Source organism: Aegicerativicinus sediminis (genome assembly GCF_015476115.1).
Lineage (GTDB): Bacteria > Bacteroidota > Bacteroidia > Flavobacteriales > Flavobacteriaceae > Aegicerativicinus > Aegicerativicinus sediminis.
Genome location: NZ_CP064295.1, coordinates 603,976 through 622,946 on the forward strand (window position 1 = coordinate 603,976; position 18,971 = coordinate 622,946).

The following is an 18,971-nucleotide window of genomic DNA, read 5'->3' on the forward strand; positions in this document are numbered from 1 at the left end:
TAATCTCTATACTGTGATTTTGTAAATAAGATATTACTTTAGTAGGCAATGTAAAAAATATTTTCGAAAGCGATTACAAATTTACCCTAAGGATGAATAAAAAATATCTACAAGAGAACAATGAAAAATACGATGCCATAGTAGTAGGAACGGGCATATCTGGCGGATGGGCCGCTAAAGAACTGTGTGAAAAAGGATTAAAGACTTTGGTGCTTGACCGAGGCCGAATGATAACCCATCAGAAAGACTATCCTACGGCGATGATGGATCCGTGGGATCTTCCAAACGGCGGTGCTCCTACCAGAGAAACTAAACTTAGGAAATTTAAGCAACATAGAACTGGATATACAACCAACGAAGCCCATCAGCATTTCTTTGTAGACGATTTAAAACATCCATATAATGAAGATAGACGCTTCGATTGGATGCGTGGGTATCAGGTTGGTGGTCGCTCCTTGGTATGGGGGAGGCAAAGTTATCGGTTAAGCGATATCGATTTTGAAGCAAATGCGAAGGACGGCATCGCTGTTGATTGGCCTTTGCGATATGCCGAAATTAAGCCTTGGTACGATTATGTTGAAGAATATATTGGTGTTAGCGGTGAAAATTTAGGATTAAAACAATTACCTGACGGTAAATTTCTTAAGCCAATGAATCTAAACTGTGTTGAAGAGCACTTTAAAAAAGCCTTAACTGCCAATTATACAGATAGGGTAATGACCATTGGGAGAACTGCGCATATTACGGAAGGAACTAAACCCGGTTTAGGAAGAAGCACTTGCCAATATCGAGACCGTTGTATGAGAGGTTGTCCTTATGGCGCTTATTTTAGTAGCAATTCCTCAACCTTACCTGCGGCTGATGCAACGGGAAATATGACCATGCGTCCATATTCAATTGTTCATGAAATAATTTTTGACAATGAAACTCAAAAAGCAAAAGGTGTACGTGTAATCGATGCAGAAACAAAAGATGAATTTGAATACCACGCTAAGGTTATCTTTCTATGCGCATCTGCAATTGCATCCGCCTCCATACTTATGCAATCCAAGTCTGATCGTTTTCCTAACGGATTAGGGAATGATAGTGGTGAACTTGGACATAATATTATGGATCACCACTTAGGGGTCGGTGCCTCAGGATCTATTTCCGGATTTGAAGATAAATACGTAAAAGGTCGTAGGGCAAATGGAGTCTACATCCCAAGATTTAGAAATATTGGTGGTGACACGGATCGTACCGACTTTATTAGAGGATATGGTTATCAAGGAGGCGCTTCTCGTGGTAGTATTTCGGAAATTGTAAGTGAATTAAAATATGGCCCAGAATTGAAGGAAGCCATATTGCATCCAGGAGAATGGCGAATGGGAATGACCGGTTTTGGTGAAGTGCTACCAAACCACAATAATCGTATGTATTTAAATTATGAAAAATTAGATGATTGGGGGTTACCAACCGTTACTTTCGATGCTGATTTTGGAGAGAACGAACTTGCGATGCGCAAAGACATGAAAGCCCAAGCAGCAGAAATGCTAGAGAAAGCTGGATTCAAAAATATATCTGAGTATGACAACATAGGTGGTTTGGGGCTCGGTATCCATGAAATGGGAACAGCTCGTATGGGTAAGGATCCAAAAACTTCCGTATTGAATAAATTCAATCAGGTCCATGCTTGCAAAAATGTCTATGTTACGGATGGAGCCTTTATGACCTCAGCTGCCTGCCATAACCCTTCATTAGGATATATGGCTTTTACTGCTAGGGCAGCCGACCATGCAGTTAGTGAATTAAAAAAGATGAATCTTTAAGATATTAGAAATGAAAAGAAGAGAAGTTTTAAAAAATTTAGGTTTAACAACAGGATTTGTAATTGCAAGTCCTTCTATTTTTTCCTTATTACAAAGCTGTAAAACTGAGGTCGAATATTGGCAACCTGCATTTCTAAACCAAGACCATGGAATTATTCTTAAAGGTATAGTTGATGTGTTTCTTCCCAAAACCCAAGAAACTCCTAGTGCTAATGATGTAAACGTAGCTGAGTTTATCGACAAATATGTCAATGAAATATACACGGTAGAGGAACAGGAAGAATTTAAAGCAGGGATGGATGAATTAGCTAATCACCTTAAAACTACTTTTAATGAAGATTTATCAAAAATTTCAGCAGAAAACTATAAAACCACCCTTGATAATGAAATGCATTTTGATCGTTCGCAAAGCTCAGTTCTTTCTAACACTTTGAACCGCTTGAGAAACATGAGTATTAGTGCGTATCGCATTTCCGAACAAGTTGGGGAAAATGTTCTGGCTTACGATCCCATACCGGGGGGATATTTTTGCGGAGATTTACAGGAACTTACAAAAGGTAAATCTTGGTCTCTTTAATTTACTTATACCACTGTGATTAGACGGAAGTTTTTGAAAAATGGGGTTTTGGCGATTTCAGCTAGTTCATTACTAGGCACCAAGGGATTCACCCAACCTAATCAAAATGAAAATAGCGATCCTTTTTCAATGGATTTTGCTCCTCACCCAAATATGTTTCAGCATTCTGCAGGCTCTAGTCTAATAGACCAAATTAAATTTATGGCTGATAAAGGTTTTCGTTCGTTCGAAGACAATGATATGGCCAAAAGATCAATTGACGACCAAAAAATCCTGGGCCAACTCCTTAATTCCCTTAAAATGCGAATGGGGGTATTTGTGGCTCATAAAATATATTGGAATGAACCTACCCTTACCTCTGGAAAAAAAGAGTTTATTGATGAATTCTTAGCTAGCATTAAATCTTCTGTAGAAGTTGCAAAGCGATGTGGCGCTAGGTGGATGACTGTAGTTCCTGGACATTTAGACCTTGGTAAAGAAATGGGCCATCAGACGTCCAATGTAATAAGCATATTAAGAAGAGCCTGTGAAATTTTAGAGCCTCATAATTTGGTTATGGTATTAGAACCATTAAATTTTAGGGACCATCCAGGTATGTTTTTGAGCAAATCCTCTCAGGCATATGAAATTTGCAAAGCCGTTAATTCCCCTAGCTGCAAAATCCTCTTTGATATATACCACCAACAAATTACAGAAGGCAATTTAATCCCAAACATAGATTCCTATTGGGACGAAATTGCCTACTTTCAAATTGGTGATAACCCAGGTAGAAAAGAACCAACTACAGGTGAAATCAATTATTTAAATGTTTTTAAGCATATCCAAAATAAAGGATATAAAGGAATTCTAGGAATGGAACATGGAAATTCCATACCAAACCAAGAAGGCGAAAAACTTGTAATAAAGGCCTACCGAAACGTAAGCCAATTCAGTTAGGATTTATTCAACAATAAATTTACCTCTCATCATTGCAAAGTGGCCTGGAAAACTGCAAAGAAATTCATATTCTCCTGGCTCAGATGGGGCAACAAATTCAACATTGGTAGTTTGGCCACCACCAATTAAACCTGTATGTGCAAGAATTTCATTTTCACTTCCTGCTGGAATATAATCCGTATCTCTAGCTGTTGCAGCCCTGGCGGCAAAATCTTCCGGATTCACGCCTTGGTTTAGGATCACCACATTGTGACCCATAACTTGTTTATCCAATTTACCAATATGACGAAGGGTGATCTTTACTTTTTGACCGGCCTTTGCTCGTAATTCATTTTTGTTATACTTCATCATGTCATCACCAGTAATTGTTAAATCAGCAACATTAGGATCTGATTTTGAAGCATTATCTTCAGTTTTTGTCTCTAGTTTAATAGAAGGTTTTTCTTCTTTTTTCTTGTCCTCACCACAGTTATAAAAAACTATAGAAATTAAGAAAAGGTAAATAATGGCTCGAATTTTCATTGTAATTGAATTAGGATTGGAAGATAACAAAACCTCCCCAAATTATAAACCGGAATTATAAAATATAATCTGTACTGATAAAATTTGACTCCTTACTATCTAAAAGATTATTTAAGATAGCATTGTTGTATTCATTGTCCTTGGAAGCAACAAAGGTTCTAATAGAAAAAGAACGCAATGCATCATGAACACTAAGAGTGGCTACGGCACTATCTTTTCTTCCTGTAAACGGATAGACATCTGGACCTCTTTGGCAGGAGCTATTTAAATTCACCCTGCACACTAAATTTACCAAGGTATCAATAAGCGGAGCTAAGGTTTTAACATCCTTACCAAATAAACTAACCTGCTGGCCATAATTAGAATCGGCCATATCATCTAGCGGCTCGTCAATATCCTCAAAAGGAACAATCGGAATTACAGGGCCGAATTGCTCTTCCTGAAAAACTCGCATGTCTTTAGTAACGGGATATAAAACGGCAGGAAAAATAAAATTATCATATCTCTCACCACCTTTTTCATTCAATATTTTTGCCCCTTTTGCCAAAGCGTCATCAATTAATTCTTGGATATAATCGGATTTACCTGGTTCTGGAAGTGGTGTCAACTTTACGCCATCCTCCCAAGGATTTCCGAATTTCATCCCATCAACTGCCTTGGTAAAACGCTTATTAAATTCCTCTACAATATCATTATGAACATATAATATTTTTAGCGCTGTACATCGCTGCCCATTAAACGAAAGTGTGCCTGAAATACATTCACTAATAGCCAAATCCAAGTCTGCATCATTTAAGACGATTGCTGGATTTTTTGCCTCTAAACCTAGCACAAGTCGTAACCTATTACTTTTTGGATGGTTATTTTGGAGTGCATTAGCGGATGTACTGTTACCAATTAAAGCCAAAACATCAACTCTACCGGTTTTCATTATCGGGGTAGCTACAGTTCTTCCCCTCCCATATAAAATATTCACCACACCTGGGGGAAAACTATTTCTAAATGCCTCTAAAAGAGGGGTCAATAATAGGACACCATGTTTTGCAGGTTTGAAAACTGCCGTATTACCCATCATTAAAGCTGGGATTAGTAGTGCAAAGGTCTCATTTAAAGGATAATTATAAGGACCCAAACATAACACCACACCTAATGGACCTCTACGGATATGTGCATAAACACCATCTTCCTTTTCAAACTTAGCCGAATCTCGATCTATTTGTTTATACTCCTCTATAGTATCATAAATATAATCAACGGTTCTGTCAAATTCTTTTTGGGAATCAGGGAGGTTTTTTCCAATTTCCCACATCAACAATTTTACCACTTCTTCCCGTTTAGTTTTCATTTGCTCAACAAATCGCTGCATACAAGCTACCCTTTGCGCAACTTTCATAGTTGGCCATAAACCTTGCCCCTTAGCGTATGCATCACAAGCAGAATCCATAGCTTGAAGGGCCTCTGTTTCACCTAAGGTTGGAATTGTACCCAACAAAGTTGGGGCATAGTCCTCCGTGGAAGAAATTGTTGAATAAACTTCGGAAGTGGCTCCTTTCCACGGCACAAGCTCTCCATTTATTAAATAGGTGTCCTGTTCCACCAATTTTGTAATTCGATACGCTTCAGGAATTTCTTTAAAAGTGGTAGTCATTTATGTGTTTTTTATTGGAATGCTTGGTTAGATCTAAACCAGGAATTGGAATAACTCCGGTTTATCATTTAAATAATCTCCGAAAAAATTATGTTTTTTCATTCGGGTCATTAAAGGATGGAGATCGTCTGGCGATCGTAATTCCACCCCTACAACTGCAGCACCATTTACTCGATTAGTTTTTTTTGTATACTCAAAATGTGTTATGTCGTCCGTAGGACCAAGGATGTCAACAACAAACTCTCTTAGCGCACCCGCCCTTTGAGGAAACTTTACAATAAAATAATGTTTAAGGTTGCCATATAACAAGGCACGTTCCTTAATTTCAGGAGTCCGCGTAATATCATTATTACTTCCACTAACAACGCATACCACATTTTTACCTGCAATTTCGTCTTCAAATTTGTGCAGGGCGGCAATACTCAATGCCCCGGCAGGCTCAACTACGACAGCATCCCTATTGTAAAGATCGAGAATAACTTGACATATTTTCCCTTCATGAACGGTTATCATCCCGTCCAAATTCCTATCACAAATCGGAAATGTGAGTGCCCCAACTTTTTTAACCGCGGCACCGTCAACAAAATTCTCAATGCTTGCCAATTCCACCAAAGATTGCTTTTTGATGGATTCAGACATGGAAGGTGCCCCTAAGGGTTCAACCCCGATAATTTTTGTTTCTGGCGAGAGATGCTTAAATACAGTGGAAAGACCAGAAGCCAAACCACCACCACCCACAGGGATAAACACATAATCAACAGGAAAATTTGCCTGCTCTAAAATTTCCAAACCAATAGTGGCCTGTCCTTCAATTACTTTTTCGTCATTAAAAGGATGAATAAACGTTTTATTTAAACGTTTACATTCGCTGATTGCCGCATTGTAAGCATCATCATAAGTGTCTCCTTGCAATACAATATCGGTGTATTCTTCACCAAACATCTTCACCTGTTCAATTTTTTGAACAGGTGTAGGTGTTGGCATATAAATAGTGCCTTTAATTTTCTTTAGTTTACATGAAAGCGCCACCCCTTGTGCATGATTACCGGCACTGGCGCATACAATTCCATTTTGAAGATCTTCAGGTGAAAGAGAGGAAATTTTATTAAAGGCTCCTCTAATTTTATAGGATCTTACCAATTGTAAATCTTCCCTTTTGAAATAAATATTGCTTTTGAAAGCTTTTGAATAATTTAAGTTAGGAGACAATGGCGTTTTCACAGCCACATCTTTTAAGCGTTCAGCAGCATCTTTAACAGCTTCAATTGTTGGAAGATACATTGTTTTTACATCCATTTATCTTATGCTAATACAGCCTCGGAATCGGCTGAAGTCTTTATTACCTTCATTGCTGTCATGGCAGATCTCAACTCCTTTCCAACTTCTTCAATTAGGTGAGTTCTAATTTCTTCATTTACATCAATTAAAGTTTTATTATCTACTTCATTAGACTTGCTGAATTTCTTTCCGATTACATCTGTATCAATTTTAGCCATAAAGTCTTTCAACAAAGGCTTGGCAGCATGATCAAATAAGTAACATCCGTATTCAGCTGTATCAGAAATAACACGGTTCATTTCGTAAAGCTTTTTTCTCGCAACGGTATTGGCAATTAATGGCAATTCGTGAAGTGATTCGTAATAAGCAGACTCTTCAATTATTCCAGATTCTACCATTGTTTCGAAGGCCAATTCTACTCCAGCTCTTACAAAGGCTACCATTAGAACGCCATGATCGAAATATTCTTGCTCAGGAATGGATGGAGCAGCATCGGTCTTTTCAAAATCTGTCTCCGCAGTTGCAGCTCTCCATTTTAAAAGGTTCACATCATCATTGCCCCAATCTTCCATCATCGTTGTTGAGAAATGGCCAGACATAATATCATCCATATGCTTTTGAAACAATGGCTTCAATATTTCTTTCAATTCTTCTGAAAGCTCGTATGCCTTAATTTTTGATGGGTTGTCCAAACGGTCCATCATATTTGTTATACCCCCATGCTTAAGGGCTTCTGTAATAGTTTCCCAACCGTATTGAATCAATCTAGCTGCATATGGTTTGTCTATACCTTTTTCTGCCATCTTATCAAACAATAAAATTGAAGCGGTTTGAAGCACACCACATAAAATAGTTTGCTCACCCATTAAATCAGACTTCACCTCAGCAACGAATGAAGACTCTAACACACCAGCTCTATCACCACCAGTGGCTACTGCATAAGCCTTTGCTTGTTCAAGACCTTTTCCTTCTGGGTCATTTTCTGGGTGAACTGCAATTAGGGTTGGCACACCAAATCCTCTTTTGTATTCTTCCCTTACTTCCGTTCCAGGACATTTTGGCGCAACCATTATTACGGTAAGATCTTTTCTAATTTGCGTACCTTCTTCCACAATATTAAAACCATGCGAATAAGAAAGTGTAGCCCCTTGTTTCATCAATGGCATTACGGCCTTTATAACATCTGAGTGCTGTTTATCTGGTGTTAGGTTTAAAACCAAATCAGCCTCTGGAATCAATTCTTCATAAGTACCCACCTCAAAATGGTTGGATGTTGCATTTTTATACGATGCACGTTTTTCTTCAATCGCAGCATTCCTTAAAGCGTATGAAATATCAAGACCTGAGTCTCTCATATTAAGCCCTTGGTTCAATCCCTGCGCTCCACAGCCTACAATTACTATTTTCTTTCCTTCCAATGCTTTAACTCCTTCTGAAAATTCAGAGGACTCCATAAATCGACATTTTGAAAGCTGATCTAATTGTTCTCTTAGTGTTAGTGTATTAAAATAATTTGCCATTTTATATTTGGTTTATTGGTAAAATGCACTGAGCATTTCAGTTATTTTCATTTCATCTTTTGTTATAGCAATTCTCCCGGACCGAACAAATTGCATAATTCCGTAATGTGATAAATCACGATAGAGTTGGTCTATTTCACTCTTTCTTCCAGACTTTTCAATTACAAAAAACTCCTTATTAGCAGTAACAATCCGGGCGCCATTATCTTTAATTAGATTTTGCACTTTTTGGTTTTCTAACAATACTGAGGATTTTATCTTTATCATACAAGATTCCTGATAAATGGTTTGCTCATCTGTATGATAATAAGCCTTTATCACCTCTACTTGTTTTTCAATTTGACCGATGATTTTTTTGATCTGCTCTTCGGTTACTTCAACCAAAATGGTAAATCTTGAAACCCCAGGTATTTCAGAAACTGAAGTATTAATACTTTCAATATTTATATGTCTTCTTTGAAAAATAGCAGAAATCCTATTTAATAGCCCTATGCTATTTTCGGTATAAACCGATACCGTAAATGGTTTTATCTCGTTATTCATTTTACTCTAATCTAATATCTGAAACAGAAGCACCTGAAGGAATCATTGGAAAAACATTGTCTTCTTTTTCCACGGCTACCTCCAAAAAGTAAGGCCCTTCACATTCTATCATCTCTTTAACGGCAGCGGTTAAATCTTCGCGTTTAGTAACCTTTTGAGCTGGTATATGATAACCTTTGGCAATTGTAACAAAATCTGGATTAATCATTTCAGTGGATGCATATCTCTTGTCAAAGAACAATTGTTGCCACTGTCTAACCATTCCTAAAAATTCATTGTTAAGCACCAATATCTTCACTGGAACTTTTGTTTGGAAGATTGTGCCCAACTCTTGAATTGTCATTTGATATCCACCGTCGCCAATAATTGCAACAACCTCTCTCTCTGGCGCACCCATTTTGGCGCCTATAGCAGCAGGAAGAGCAAAGCCCATGGTCCCTAAACCTCCAGAAGTAATGTTGCTTTTTGAAACATTGAAATTCGCATACCTACACGCAATCATTTGGTGTTGACCAACATCAGATACAATTGCAGCCATACCCCTGGTTTGAAGGTTAACTTCCTTCAGAACCTCCCCCATGGTTAACCCATCTTTTGTGGGGTATAAATCATGTTCAATAATTTTTTTGAATTCTATATCATACAGCCTTTGAAACTCTGCTCTCCAACCGTCATGAGAATTTTCATTAAGCATCGGCATAATTTCACTAAGGGTAACTTTTACATCTCCCAGTACGGGAGTGTCAACCATAACATTCTTATTTACTTCAGCAGGATCAATTTCAAAGTGAATAATCTTTGCCTGTTTAGCATAAGTTTGCAAATTCCCGGTAACACGGTCGTCAAAACGCATACCTATAGCAATAAGAACATCGCATTGGTTAGTGAGAAGGTTAGGCGCATAATTACCATGCATTCCTACCATTCCAACATTAAGAGGATGGGAGTTCGGTATTGCCGAAGCTCCTAATATAGTCCATGCTGATGGCAACCCTGCTTTTTCAATAAAAGCTTTAAATTCTTCTTCGGCTTTACCCAAAATTACTCCTTGCCCCCAAACAACCATTGGTTTTTTGGCTTTGTTAATTAATTCAGCTGCCTCTTTAAGGGATTTTTCATCTACTTTTGGATAAGGCTTATAGCTTCTAACTCCAGTGCATTTTTGATATTCAAAATCGAACTCCTCAAACTGGGCGTCTTTTGTAATATCAATCAATACGGGTCCAGGTCTTCCACTTTTAGCAATATAAAATGCCTTTGCGAAAACTTCTGGAATTTCTGAAGCCTTTGTAATTTGATGATTCCACTTTGTTACAGGTGTTGAGATACCAACAATATCGGTTTCTTGAAACGCATCACTTCCTAATAGATGGGAAGCAACCTGCCCTGTAATACAAACGACAGGGGTACTATCAATTTGAGCATCGGCAATTCCGGTAACCAAATTGGTAGCACCAGGACCTGAGGTAGCCATAGCTACACCAACTTTTCCTGATATTCGCGCAAACCCTTGGGCAGCATGTACGGCTCCTTGCTCATGGCGCGTCAATACATGGTGTATCTTATCCTGATACTTATACAATTCATCATATACTGGCATAATTGCTCCTCCTGGATACCCATAAAGGGTATTAACCCCTTCGGCGAGAAGACATCTAATTATAGCCTCGCTACCAGTAATTCTCTCAGACTTTACTGATTCGCTTTTCTCCTTTTTTAATGTTTGCGTATGCATAAAGTGATATTAAAATTCATCAGTAACACAGCCTTTTGAAGCTGAGCTTACCGAACGTGCATATTTGTATAGTACACCCCTTTTAAACTTTAATTCAGGGGCTTTCCACTTAGACTTTCTTTCTTGTAAAACAGAATTTTCAACTAAAACACTGATTTCATTTTTTTCAGCATCAATAACGATGGTATCCCCATTTTCAACCAATGCAATAGCTCCTCCATCCTGAGCTTCAGGTGTAATATGTCCCACCACAAATCCATGGGTACCACCTGAAAAACGTCCATCAGTAATTAGGGCAACTTCTTTACCTAGACCCGCACCCATAATCGCTGCAGTAGGCTTTAACATTTCAGGCATCCCCGGACCACCTTTTGGACCTTCATACCGTATTACTACAACATCCCCTTTTTCGACCATCCCATTTTTTATTCCGTCATTGGCTTCAAATTCGCTATTAAAGACTTTGGCTTTCCCTTCAAATCGAAGCCCTTCTTTTCCAGTAATTTTTGCCACACTACCTTCTTCCGCAAGGTTACCATATAACATCCTTAAATGGCCTGTCGGTTTAATAGGATTATCAATACTTTTTATTACATCTTGGTCTTTGGGCAAATCATCCACATCTAGAAGATTTTCAGCAAGGGATTTTCCCGTAACAGTTAGACAATCTCCATGTAGCAACCCTTTTCTTAAAAGATATTTTAAAACCGCTGGAATTCCACCAATGGCATGAACATCTTCCATTAAATATTGACCACTAGGCTTTAAATCTGCCAAAAATGGTGTGTTATCACTAATTTTCTGGAAATCTGCCAGCGTAAAATCGATATTTGCAGCTCTTGCAATAGCCAAAAAGTGAAGAACCGCATTTGTGGAACCTCCTAAAATTGTCACTAGGCGAATAGCATTTTCCAAAGACTTTCTGGTAATGATATCCGATGGTTTGATGTCTTTTTCTAAAAGCAACCTCATTGCCTCACCAGCACGAATGGATTCTTTTAACTTCTCCTTACCGGTAGCCGGATTAGAAGAATTGAAAGGCAATGACATCCCAAGGGCTTCAATAGCAGACGCCATTGTGTTTGCTGTGTACATTCCACCACAAGCCCCTGCTCCGGGACAAGCTTTTTCAACGATATGCTGAAACTCGATCTCAGTCATCGTTCCAGCAACTTTACTTCCCCAGGCTTCAAAAGCAGAAACTACATCCAGTTTTTTTCCATTATGGCAACCAGAATCTATGGTCCCACCATATACCAAGATTGAAGGTCTATTTAATCTTATCATAGCCATTAATGCTCCAGGCATATTTTTATCACAGCCAACGACCGTAACCAACCCATCATAGCTCATAGCCTGAACTACAGTTTCCATTGAATCCGCGATGATATCCCTGGAAGGCAATGAATATCTCATTCCTGGCGTTCCCATAGAAATACCATCGCTTACTCCAATGGTGTTAAAGATTAAACCTATTAGTGATTCATTCTCCGTACCCTCTTTTACCAAGCGGGCCAGATCATTTAAGTGCATATTACATGGATTGCCTTCATAACCTGTACTGGCAATACCTATAAGCGGTTTCTCCAAATCTTCCGACGTCAACCCAATAGCATGAAGCATAGCTTGCGCCGCAGGTTGTGTAGGATCTTGGGTTACCGTTTTACTAAATTTATTAAGCTCTTTCATTAAAATTTACTCGTTCATCAAATACGTCTAAGCCCTATTACTGCTAAGAAAAAACTAATTTACAGTAAGCGTTATTGTCTAAATATGAATCTGCATATAACACCTTAAACTCACAATATTCTGTTTTTATTCAACTATTTGATTTACAGGATTTTAGATTTCAATATATATGATGTTCAATTGTCCAAATAAATAGATAAAAAAAGCCTCCCCAATTGGGAAGGCCTTAAATGTATTATTACAGCATTACATTAGCATTCCCTATCGACCCACCGAAGCGACGACTACAATAATGCTAATAATGACTTGATTTAATTTCAATTGCGACAAAAGTGGTAAATAAAATTTTAGTTGCAAAACAGAATTTTAAATTATTAAACCCTTGGTAGATCGTTCGAGTCTTTCAATGGTAATTGACTTTCTCCCATTAAAAATTTATCAACGTGGTGCGCTGCCTGTCGTCCTTCAGAAATTGCCCAGACAATCAACGATTGACCCCTTCTAATATCTCCGGCAGCAAAAACCTTAGGAACATTGGTTTTATAATCCTTGATACTAGCACTGATGTTTGTTCTAAAATCAGTTTCCAATCCGAATTGATCAACTAAAGTGCGTTCTGCACCAGTGAAACCTAGCGCAAGTAAGGCCAAATCGCAATCCCAGGTTTTTGAAGAATCCGGAATTTCCTTCAATTGTGGACGTTCACCAGGTTTCATTATCCATTCAACTTCAACAGTTTCTAATCCGGTTAACTCACCTTTATCATTTCCTATAAACCGCTTAGTTGAAATACTAAAAAAACGCTCTACTCCTTCCTTATGACTGGAACTTGTTCTTAGTCGCATTGGCCAATATGGCCAAGGTTGGTCAGCAGGTCTTCCTTCAGTTGGCTTGGGAAGAATTTCAAAGTTAACAACCGATGCGGCGCCATGTCGATTGGATGTTCCTATACAGTCTGAACCTGTATCTCCACCTCCAATTACGATAACGTTCTTATCAGTTGCCATTATAACTTCCTCAAACTTTTCTTTACCATCCACACGCTGATTATTCTGCTTAAGGAAATCCATGGCCTGATATACACCTTTTAGATCTGCTCCCTCAATAGGAATTCCACGTCTAACAGTAGCACCACCACACAATAATACAGCATCGAATCCCTCGTAAATTTCTTTGGAAGAGACATTTTCGCCAACATGAGCATTAGTCATAAATTCAATTCCTTCCTGCTCAAGAATTTCAACGCGTCGATCTATTACATGTTTTTCCATTTTAAAATCCGGGATCCCATACCTCAACAATCCTCCAACTTTTTCATCTCTTTCAAAAACAGTCACTTTATGCCCTGCTCGATTTAATTGTTGTGATGCCGCCAAACCAGACGGACCCGAACCGACAACAGCAACTTTTTTACCCGTTCTTTTTTCTGGTGGATTTGGTTTTATCCACCCATTCTTAAAGGCTTGTTCGACAATGTTCTTTTCGATATTTTCAATTGTTACTGGATCTTCATTAATGCCCAATACGCAAGCCTCCTCACATGGCGCCGGACAAAGTCTTCCCGTAAACTCTGGAAAATTGTTGGTGGAATGCAATATTCTTGCAGCCTCTTCCCATTTCCCCTTATAAACCTTATCATTAAAATCTGGAATTAAATTCCCCAGCGGGCATCCACTATGACAAAATGGGATTCCGCAATCCATACACCTAGCACCTTGATTCTTCAAGGCATCTTCTGGCATAGGAACTGTAAATTCCTTATAATTTTTTAACCGGTCGTCGACTGGCTTATAACTTTCAATTTCTCTTTCGTACTCTAAAAATCCTGTGATTTTTCCCATGTCTCTAATATTCTATTGTGTTACAAGATTTTCCTGTTCTAATCTCATTAAAGCCTGACGGTATTCTTCAGGAAGCACTTTAATAAATTGCGGCAAGTAGTCATCCCATTCTTCCAATATTTTTTGGGCTAACGGACTTAGGGTAGTATTATAATGATTCTCAATTAAATCTTTCAATTGATTGATATCTTCATCAAATTCCACCGGATCTAGGTTTAGATCGGTTCCATTACAACGCTTCATAAATGTTTTATTCGCATCTAGAACATAAGCGATACCTCCACTCATTCCTGCTCCAAAATTTCTCCCAACTTCACCAAGAACTACAGCAACACCACCAGTCATATATTCACAGCCATGATCACCGATTCCTTCAACAACGGCGGTCGCACCTGAATTTCGAACACAGAAACGCTCTCCGGCTTTTCCATTTATATATACTTCCCCTGATGTGGCACCATATAAAGTAACATTACCTGTAATGATATTGTCTTGCGGGACTATCGTAGACTCCTCCGGAACTTTAATTACCAGTTTGGCACCAGAAAGCCCCTTGCCTAGATAATCGTTTGTATTGCCATTTACAATCATTGTTAATCCCTTGGTAGAAAATGCCCCAAAACTTTGTCCCGCAGACCCTTTGAAATTTAAATTCAATGTGTTTTCAGGCAAACCTTGAGAACCATATATCTTAGATATTTCATTACTTAAAATAGCTCCGACTGCCCTATCAACATTTGTAATTTTAAAATCGAGATAGGTTTTCTCTTTCCTGAATAATGCAGGATGCGCTTTCTCAATTATTTTAAAGTCTAAATGACTTTCAATATTATGTTCTTGTTTTGCCGTATTGTACAATTTTACATGTTTTGCAACCTTAACTTGATGCAATACAGGTGTCAAATCAATTCCAGAAGACTTAAAATGTTCAATTGCCTTTCTTCTATCTAATTTCTGAACCTGACCGACCATTTCATTAACGGTCCTAAAACCAAGTTGGGCCATAATCTCGCGCAATTCCTGAGCAACGAAATACATGTAATTTACTACATGTTCCGGCTTTCCTTGGAACTTTTTACGCAACTCAGGGTTTTGAGTTGCAATTCCAACTGGGCATGTATTTAAATGACAAACCCTCATCATTATACAACCGGAAGCAACCAAAGGAGCAGTAGCAAAACCAAATTCCTCTGCACCCAAAAGGCAAGCAATAGCAACATCTCTACCCGTTTTCAATTGGCCATCACATTCGAGGACAATTCTATTTCTCAAGTCGTTCATCACTAAAGTTTGTTGTGCTTCTGCAATGCCTAACTCCCATGGAAGACCAGCATGTTTCAAAGAGGTCAAAGGAGAAGCCCCCGTACCTCCATCGAACCCAGAGATAAGAACAACATCAGCCTTTGCCTTTGCCACACCAGCAGCCACAGTACCAACACCAACCTCAGACACCAACTTAACATTTATACGAGCTTCACGGTTTGCTGATTTTAAATCGTAAATCAATTGTGAAAGATCTTCAATTGAATAAATATCGTGGTGTGGCGGAGGTGATATCAATCCAACATAAGGAGTTGAGTTTCTGGTTTTTGCAATAGCTGGATTTACTTTAGGACCAGGCAATTGGCCACCTTCACCAGGCTTGGCTCCTTGAGCCATTTTAATTTGAATTTCCTTGGCATTAGATAGGTAGTTAGATGTTACACCAAACCTACCAGATGCCACCTGCTTGATAGCACTGTTTTTCCAGTCGCCATCAGAATCTTTATAGAAACGCTCCTGATCTTCACCCCCTTCACCTGAGTTACTCTTACCACCGATCCGGTTCATGGCAATAGCCAAATTTTCATGCGCTTCTTTACTGATGGAACCATAAGACATAGCACCTGTTTTAAAGCGCTTTACAATTTCTGTCCAAGGCTCAACCTCATCAATTGGAATAGGATCGTAATTAGTAAACTCAAAAAGCCCCCTTATTGTCATTAGAGCTTTAGACTGATCGTTGATTAAATCTGAAAATTCTTTATATGTAGAATGCTTGTTACTCCTAACAGCCTCCTGAAGTTTGGCAACAGTTAATGGGTTGAACATATGCTTTTCACCCCCACGTCTCCAACGGTATTCGCCGCCCATCTCCAAGTCTAAGTTAGCCGCAATATGCGTCTCATTATAGGCACGTTTATGGCGTTTTGCAATTTCCTTTTCAATCTCATTCAGCCCTATACCTTCAATTCGAGTAGGTGTACCAGGAAAATATTTGTTAACGGTCTTGGCATTTATTCCAATACATTCGAATAATTGGGCACCACGATAAGAATTTAAAGTGGATATACCAATCTTGTTCATTACCTTCAAAATACCTTTACCTACAGCTTTATTATAGTTTTGAACTGCAGTATCAAAATCAATTCCAACCAAATCTTTATTATCGATTTGTTCCTGAATAATTTCATTAACCATATATGGATTAATGGCACTTGCACCAAAACCAAATAGAAGAGCAAAATGATGAACCTCTCTTGGCTCCGCAGACTCTATAATAATGCTTATTTTGGATCGTTTACGCTGCTTATATAACCCATGATTTATATAGGAACAAGCCAACAATGCCGGAATTGGAGCTTTTTCAGAATTGGTGTTTCGATCTGATAGGATAACTATGTTAGTCCCTTTGTCGATTTCCTTTGAAGCATAATCCACAATTTCATCAAGACGTCTTTCAAGACCGTCAACACCAGAAACTACGTCATATAGAATTGGAATAGTTGTAACACGATAATCAGGACTACTATCATGGTTGAAAATCTTATCCAAATCTTGCTTAGAAATAACAGGGTTTTGAATCTTTAATTTTCTACAATGCTTTTCTTGTATTTCAAAAATATTCGAATCACTCCCTAAAGTTAAACTTATATCGCATATAAGCTCTTCCCTAATACCATCTAAAGGTGGATTAGTAACCTGGGCAAACAACTGTTTAAAATAATTATATAGTAACTGAGGTCGCTCGGACAAAACTGCTATTGGAGTATCACTACCCATAGACCCAATAGGTTCCTTACCGTTTTGCGCCATTGGTAAGATAATGGTATTAAGATCTTCTTGGGTGTAGCCGAAAACTTCCTGACGATGTGGTAAAGGTTCCTCATCATGTGTTATTGGCTCTGTTCGGTATGGAATATTCCTTAAATGAATAAGGTTTTTATCAATCCATTTTCTATAAGGATACTTAGCGGCAATTTTCTCTTTAATTTCCTCATCATTAACAATTCGGCCTTCATCCATATTAACCAAGAACATTCTTCCTGGCTCTAACCTACCATGATACTTTACATTCTTAGGATCTATATCAACCACTCCCGTTTCTGATGACATAATCACATAATCATCTTTGGTTACGGTATATCGAGATGGCCTAAGTCCATTTCGATCGAGTACAGCTCCAATATAACTTCCATCGGTAAATGGTATAGACGCCGGGCCATCCCATGGCTCCATTAAGCAGCTATTAAACTCGTAAAACGCACGTTTTGCATCGCTCATATCTGGATTTTTCTCCCAGGCTTCAGGTATAAGCATCATCATTACCTCAGGCAATGAACGTCCTGTCATCAGCAATAATTCCACCACCATATCCATAGAAGCAGAATCTGATTTACCTCTGAGCACTGTTGGTAAAATTCGTTTCAAATCATCACCAAATAGATCACTCTCCATTAATTCCTCGCGAGAAAACATCCTAGACACATTTCCTCTAAGGGTATTTATTTCACCATTATGACACATATATCTAAATGGTTGCGCTAAATCCCAGGTCGGAAATGTATTAGTGGAAAACCTCTGATGAACTAGAGCCAATTTCGCATCTAACAAGGGATCTGAAAGCTCTTTATAATATATATTTATGTCCTCAGGCTTTAAAAGACCTTTATATATAATGGTCTTTGTAGAAAGGCTGGATACATAAAAAAAGGTCGCTTCAGAAAGCTTAGAATTGTAAATCGTATGCTCGGCAATTTTGCGTGCTGCGAAAAGTTTTACATTGAATTGGAAATCATCTTGCTCAGGATTTGCCTTTCCAATAAACAACTGCATTACAGAGGGTTCAGTTGTGGCAGCAATTCTCCCAATATTTGAATTATTAATTGGCACTTTCCTCCAACCAAGCACATGCAATCCCTGTTCTTTGAAACAAGTTTCAATTAAGGAAATACAATAGTTTTTTTGATTCTCTTTTTTTGGCAGGAAAATGTTCCCTACGGCATATTCTCCACGATTAGGCAATTCAAAATCACAGTTTTTTACAAAAAAATCATGTGGTACATCAATAAGAATTCCTGCCCCATCACCTGTTTTTCCATCGGCACTAACGGCACCACGATGTTCCAGTTTAATAAGAATTTCAAGTGCTTTGTGGATGATATCATTTGACCTTTTTCCTGTTAGGCTACAAATAAAACCTGCACCGCAATTATCATGTTCAAATTCGGGCAAGTACAACCCCTGTTTCTTCAGCATATTCCAAAAAATTTAGCTATTGATTAGTGCAATTAAGCCTACTAATATATATGGTTATATATAAAGAAAGGTAATGACGAATTCATTATTATGAGATTGCTAAAATTTCGTTAAAGAATTTTTGAAATTCCAATTTTACAGTAGCCATCCTTAAAATAAACGCATAGCCACTGCTACCTAAAAATCAAAATATTAAACCATTTATTGAATTAAAATTAAAGTATTTGGCAAGTTGCTGATTAAAATTTTGATTTTTCAACAAAACGTTAAAAATAATATAAAATGATTTTGAATAATTGTTTCTAAAATAACTTATAAAATAGTTACCTCTAATTTTTTTAGGGTATAAATTGAAA

Annotated in this window: 12 protein-coding genes; 3 read left to right on the forward strand and 9 right to left on the reverse strand. The window is 38.1% G+C overall.

Annotated elements, in window-relative coordinates; genetic code table 11:
- The first annotated feature begins 92 nt into the window (after nt 1-92).
- The 3 genes from ISU00_RS02720 to ISU00_RS02730 are packed head-to-tail and all read left to right on the forward strand — an operon-like array spanning nt 93 to nt 3,321.
- Entirely contained in the window at nt 93-1,808 is a 1,716-nt protein-coding gene (locus ISU00_RS02720; protein ID WP_228852504.1) for a GMC oxidoreductase, read from the forward strand.
- A 10-nt stretch (nt 1,809-1,818) separates the two neighbouring features.
- Entirely contained in the window at nt 1,819-2,385 is a 567-nt protein-coding gene (locus ISU00_RS02725; protein ID WP_228852505.1) for a gluconate 2-dehydrogenase subunit 3 family protein, read from the forward strand.
- A 15-nt stretch (nt 2,386-2,400) separates the two neighbouring features.
- The gene (locus ISU00_RS02730) at nt 2,401-3,321 is read left to right on the forward strand and encodes a hydroxypyruvate isomerase family protein (protein WP_228852506.1); all 921 of its coding nucleotides are present in this window, start codon (nt 2,401-2,403) and stop codon (nt 3,319-3,321) included.
- 3 nt (nt 3,322-3,324) lie between these two features.
- On the opposite strand, the gene ISU00_RS02735 is transcribed toward ISU00_RS02730, so the two are convergent.
- The 9 genes from ISU00_RS02735 to gltB form a co-directional block, all read right to left on the reverse strand.
- Nucleotides 3,325-3,843 carry a plastocyanin/azurin family copper-binding protein gene (locus ISU00_RS02735; RefSeq protein ID WP_228852507.1) on the reverse strand — a complete coding sequence of 173 codons (519 nt, stop codon included), beginning with the start codon at nt 3,841-3,843 and terminating at the stop codon, nt 3,325-3,327.
- Between the two features lie 55 nt (nt 3,844-3,898).
- The gene (locus ISU00_RS02740; RefSeq protein ID WP_228852508.1) at nt 3,899-5,491 is read right to left on the reverse strand and encodes an NADP-dependent glyceraldehyde-3-phosphate dehydrogenase; all 1,593 of its coding nucleotides are present in this window, start codon (nt 5,489-5,491) and stop codon (nt 3,899-3,901) included.
- A 33-nt stretch (nt 5,492-5,524) separates the two neighbouring features.
- Nucleotides 5,525-6,787 carry a threonine ammonia-lyase gene (ilvA, locus tag ISU00_RS02745; protein ID WP_228852509.1) on the reverse strand — a complete coding sequence of 421 codons (1,263 nt, stop codon included), beginning with the start codon at nt 6,785-6,787 and terminating at the stop codon, nt 5,525-5,527.
- A 5-nt stretch (nt 6,788-6,792) separates the two neighbouring features.
- Nucleotides 6,793-8,289, reverse strand: a complete 1,497-nt coding sequence (ilvC, locus tag ISU00_RS02750; protein WP_228852510.1) for a ketol-acid reductoisomerase — start codon at nt 8,287-8,289, stop codon at nt 6,793-6,795.
- Nucleotides 8,290-8,301: 12 nt separating this feature from the next.
- Nucleotides 8,302-8,832, reverse strand: coding sequence for an acetolactate synthase small subunit (gene ilvN, locus ISU00_RS02755; protein WP_228852511.1), 531 nt, complete (start codon nt 8,830-8,832; stop codon nt 8,302-8,304).
- Between the two features lies 1 nt (nt 8,833).
- A complete protein-coding gene (gene ilvB / locus ISU00_RS02760) occupies nt 8,834-10,567 on the reverse strand; it encodes a biosynthetic-type acetolactate synthase large subunit (RefSeq protein WP_228852512.1) in 1,734 nt (577 codons plus the stop codon).
- Nucleotides 10,568-10,576: 9 nt separating this feature from the next.
- Nucleotides 10,577-12,256, reverse strand: coding sequence for a dihydroxy-acid dehydratase (gene ilvD, locus ISU00_RS02765; protein WP_228852513.1), 1,680 nt, complete (start codon nt 12,254-12,256; stop codon nt 10,577-10,579).
- A 374-nt stretch (nt 12,257-12,630) separates the two neighbouring features.
- Nucleotides 12,631-14,097, reverse strand: coding sequence for a glutamate synthase subunit beta (locus ISU00_RS02770; protein WP_228852514.1), 1,467 nt, complete (start codon nt 14,095-14,097; stop codon nt 12,631-12,633).
- Between the two features lie 12 nt (nt 14,098-14,109).
- Nucleotides 14,110-18,615, reverse strand: a complete 4,506-nt coding sequence (gltB, locus tag ISU00_RS02775) for a glutamate synthase large subunit (RefSeq protein WP_228852515.1) — start codon at nt 18,613-18,615, stop codon at nt 14,110-14,112.
- Nucleotides 18,616-18,971 lie beyond the last annotated feature (356 nt).

What these genes read in the sequence shown, in the direction of transcription:
- ISU00_RS02720 (WP_228852504.1), top strand. Translation starts at nt 93, where the DNA reads ATGAATAAAAAATATCTACAAGAGAACAATGAAAAATACGATGCCATA.
- ISU00_RS02725 (WP_228852505.1), top strand. Translation starts at nt 1,819, where the DNA reads ATGAAAAGAAGAGAAGTTTTAAAAAATTTAGGTTTAACAACAGGATTT.
- ISU00_RS02735 (WP_228852507.1), bottom strand. Translation starts at nt 3,843, where the DNA reads ATGAAAATTCGAGCCATTATTTACCTTTTCTTAATTTCTATAGTTTTT.
- ISU00_RS02740 (WP_228852508.1), bottom strand. Translation starts at nt 5,491, where the DNA reads ATGACTACCACTTTTAAAGAAATTCCTGAAGCGTATCGAATTACAAAA.
- ilvA (WP_228852509.1), bottom strand. Translation starts at nt 6,787, where the DNA reads ATGGATGTAAAAACAATGTATCTTCCAACAATTGAAGCTGTTAAAGAT.
- ilvC (WP_228852510.1), bottom strand. Translation starts at nt 8,289, where the DNA reads ATGGCAAATTATTTTAATACACTAACACTAAGAGAACAATTAGATCAG.
- ilvN (WP_228852511.1), bottom strand. Translation starts at nt 8,832, where the DNA reads ATGAATAACGAGATAAAACCATTTACGGTATCGGTTTATACCGAAAAT.
- ilvB (WP_228852512.1), bottom strand. Translation starts at nt 10,567, where the DNA reads ATGCATACGCAAACATTAAAAAAGGAGAAAAGCGAATCAGTAAAGTCT.
- ilvD (WP_228852513.1), bottom strand. Translation starts at nt 12,256, where the DNA reads ATGAAAGAGCTTAATAAATTTAGTAAAACGGTAACCCAAGATCCTACA.
- ISU00_RS02770 (WP_228852514.1), bottom strand. Translation starts at nt 14,097, where the DNA reads ATGGGAAAAATCACAGGATTTTTAGAGTACGAAAGAGAAATTGAAAGT.
- gltB (WP_228852515.1), bottom strand. Translation starts at nt 18,615, where the DNA reads ATGCTGAAGAAACAGGGGTTGTACTTGCCCGAATTTGAACATGATAAT.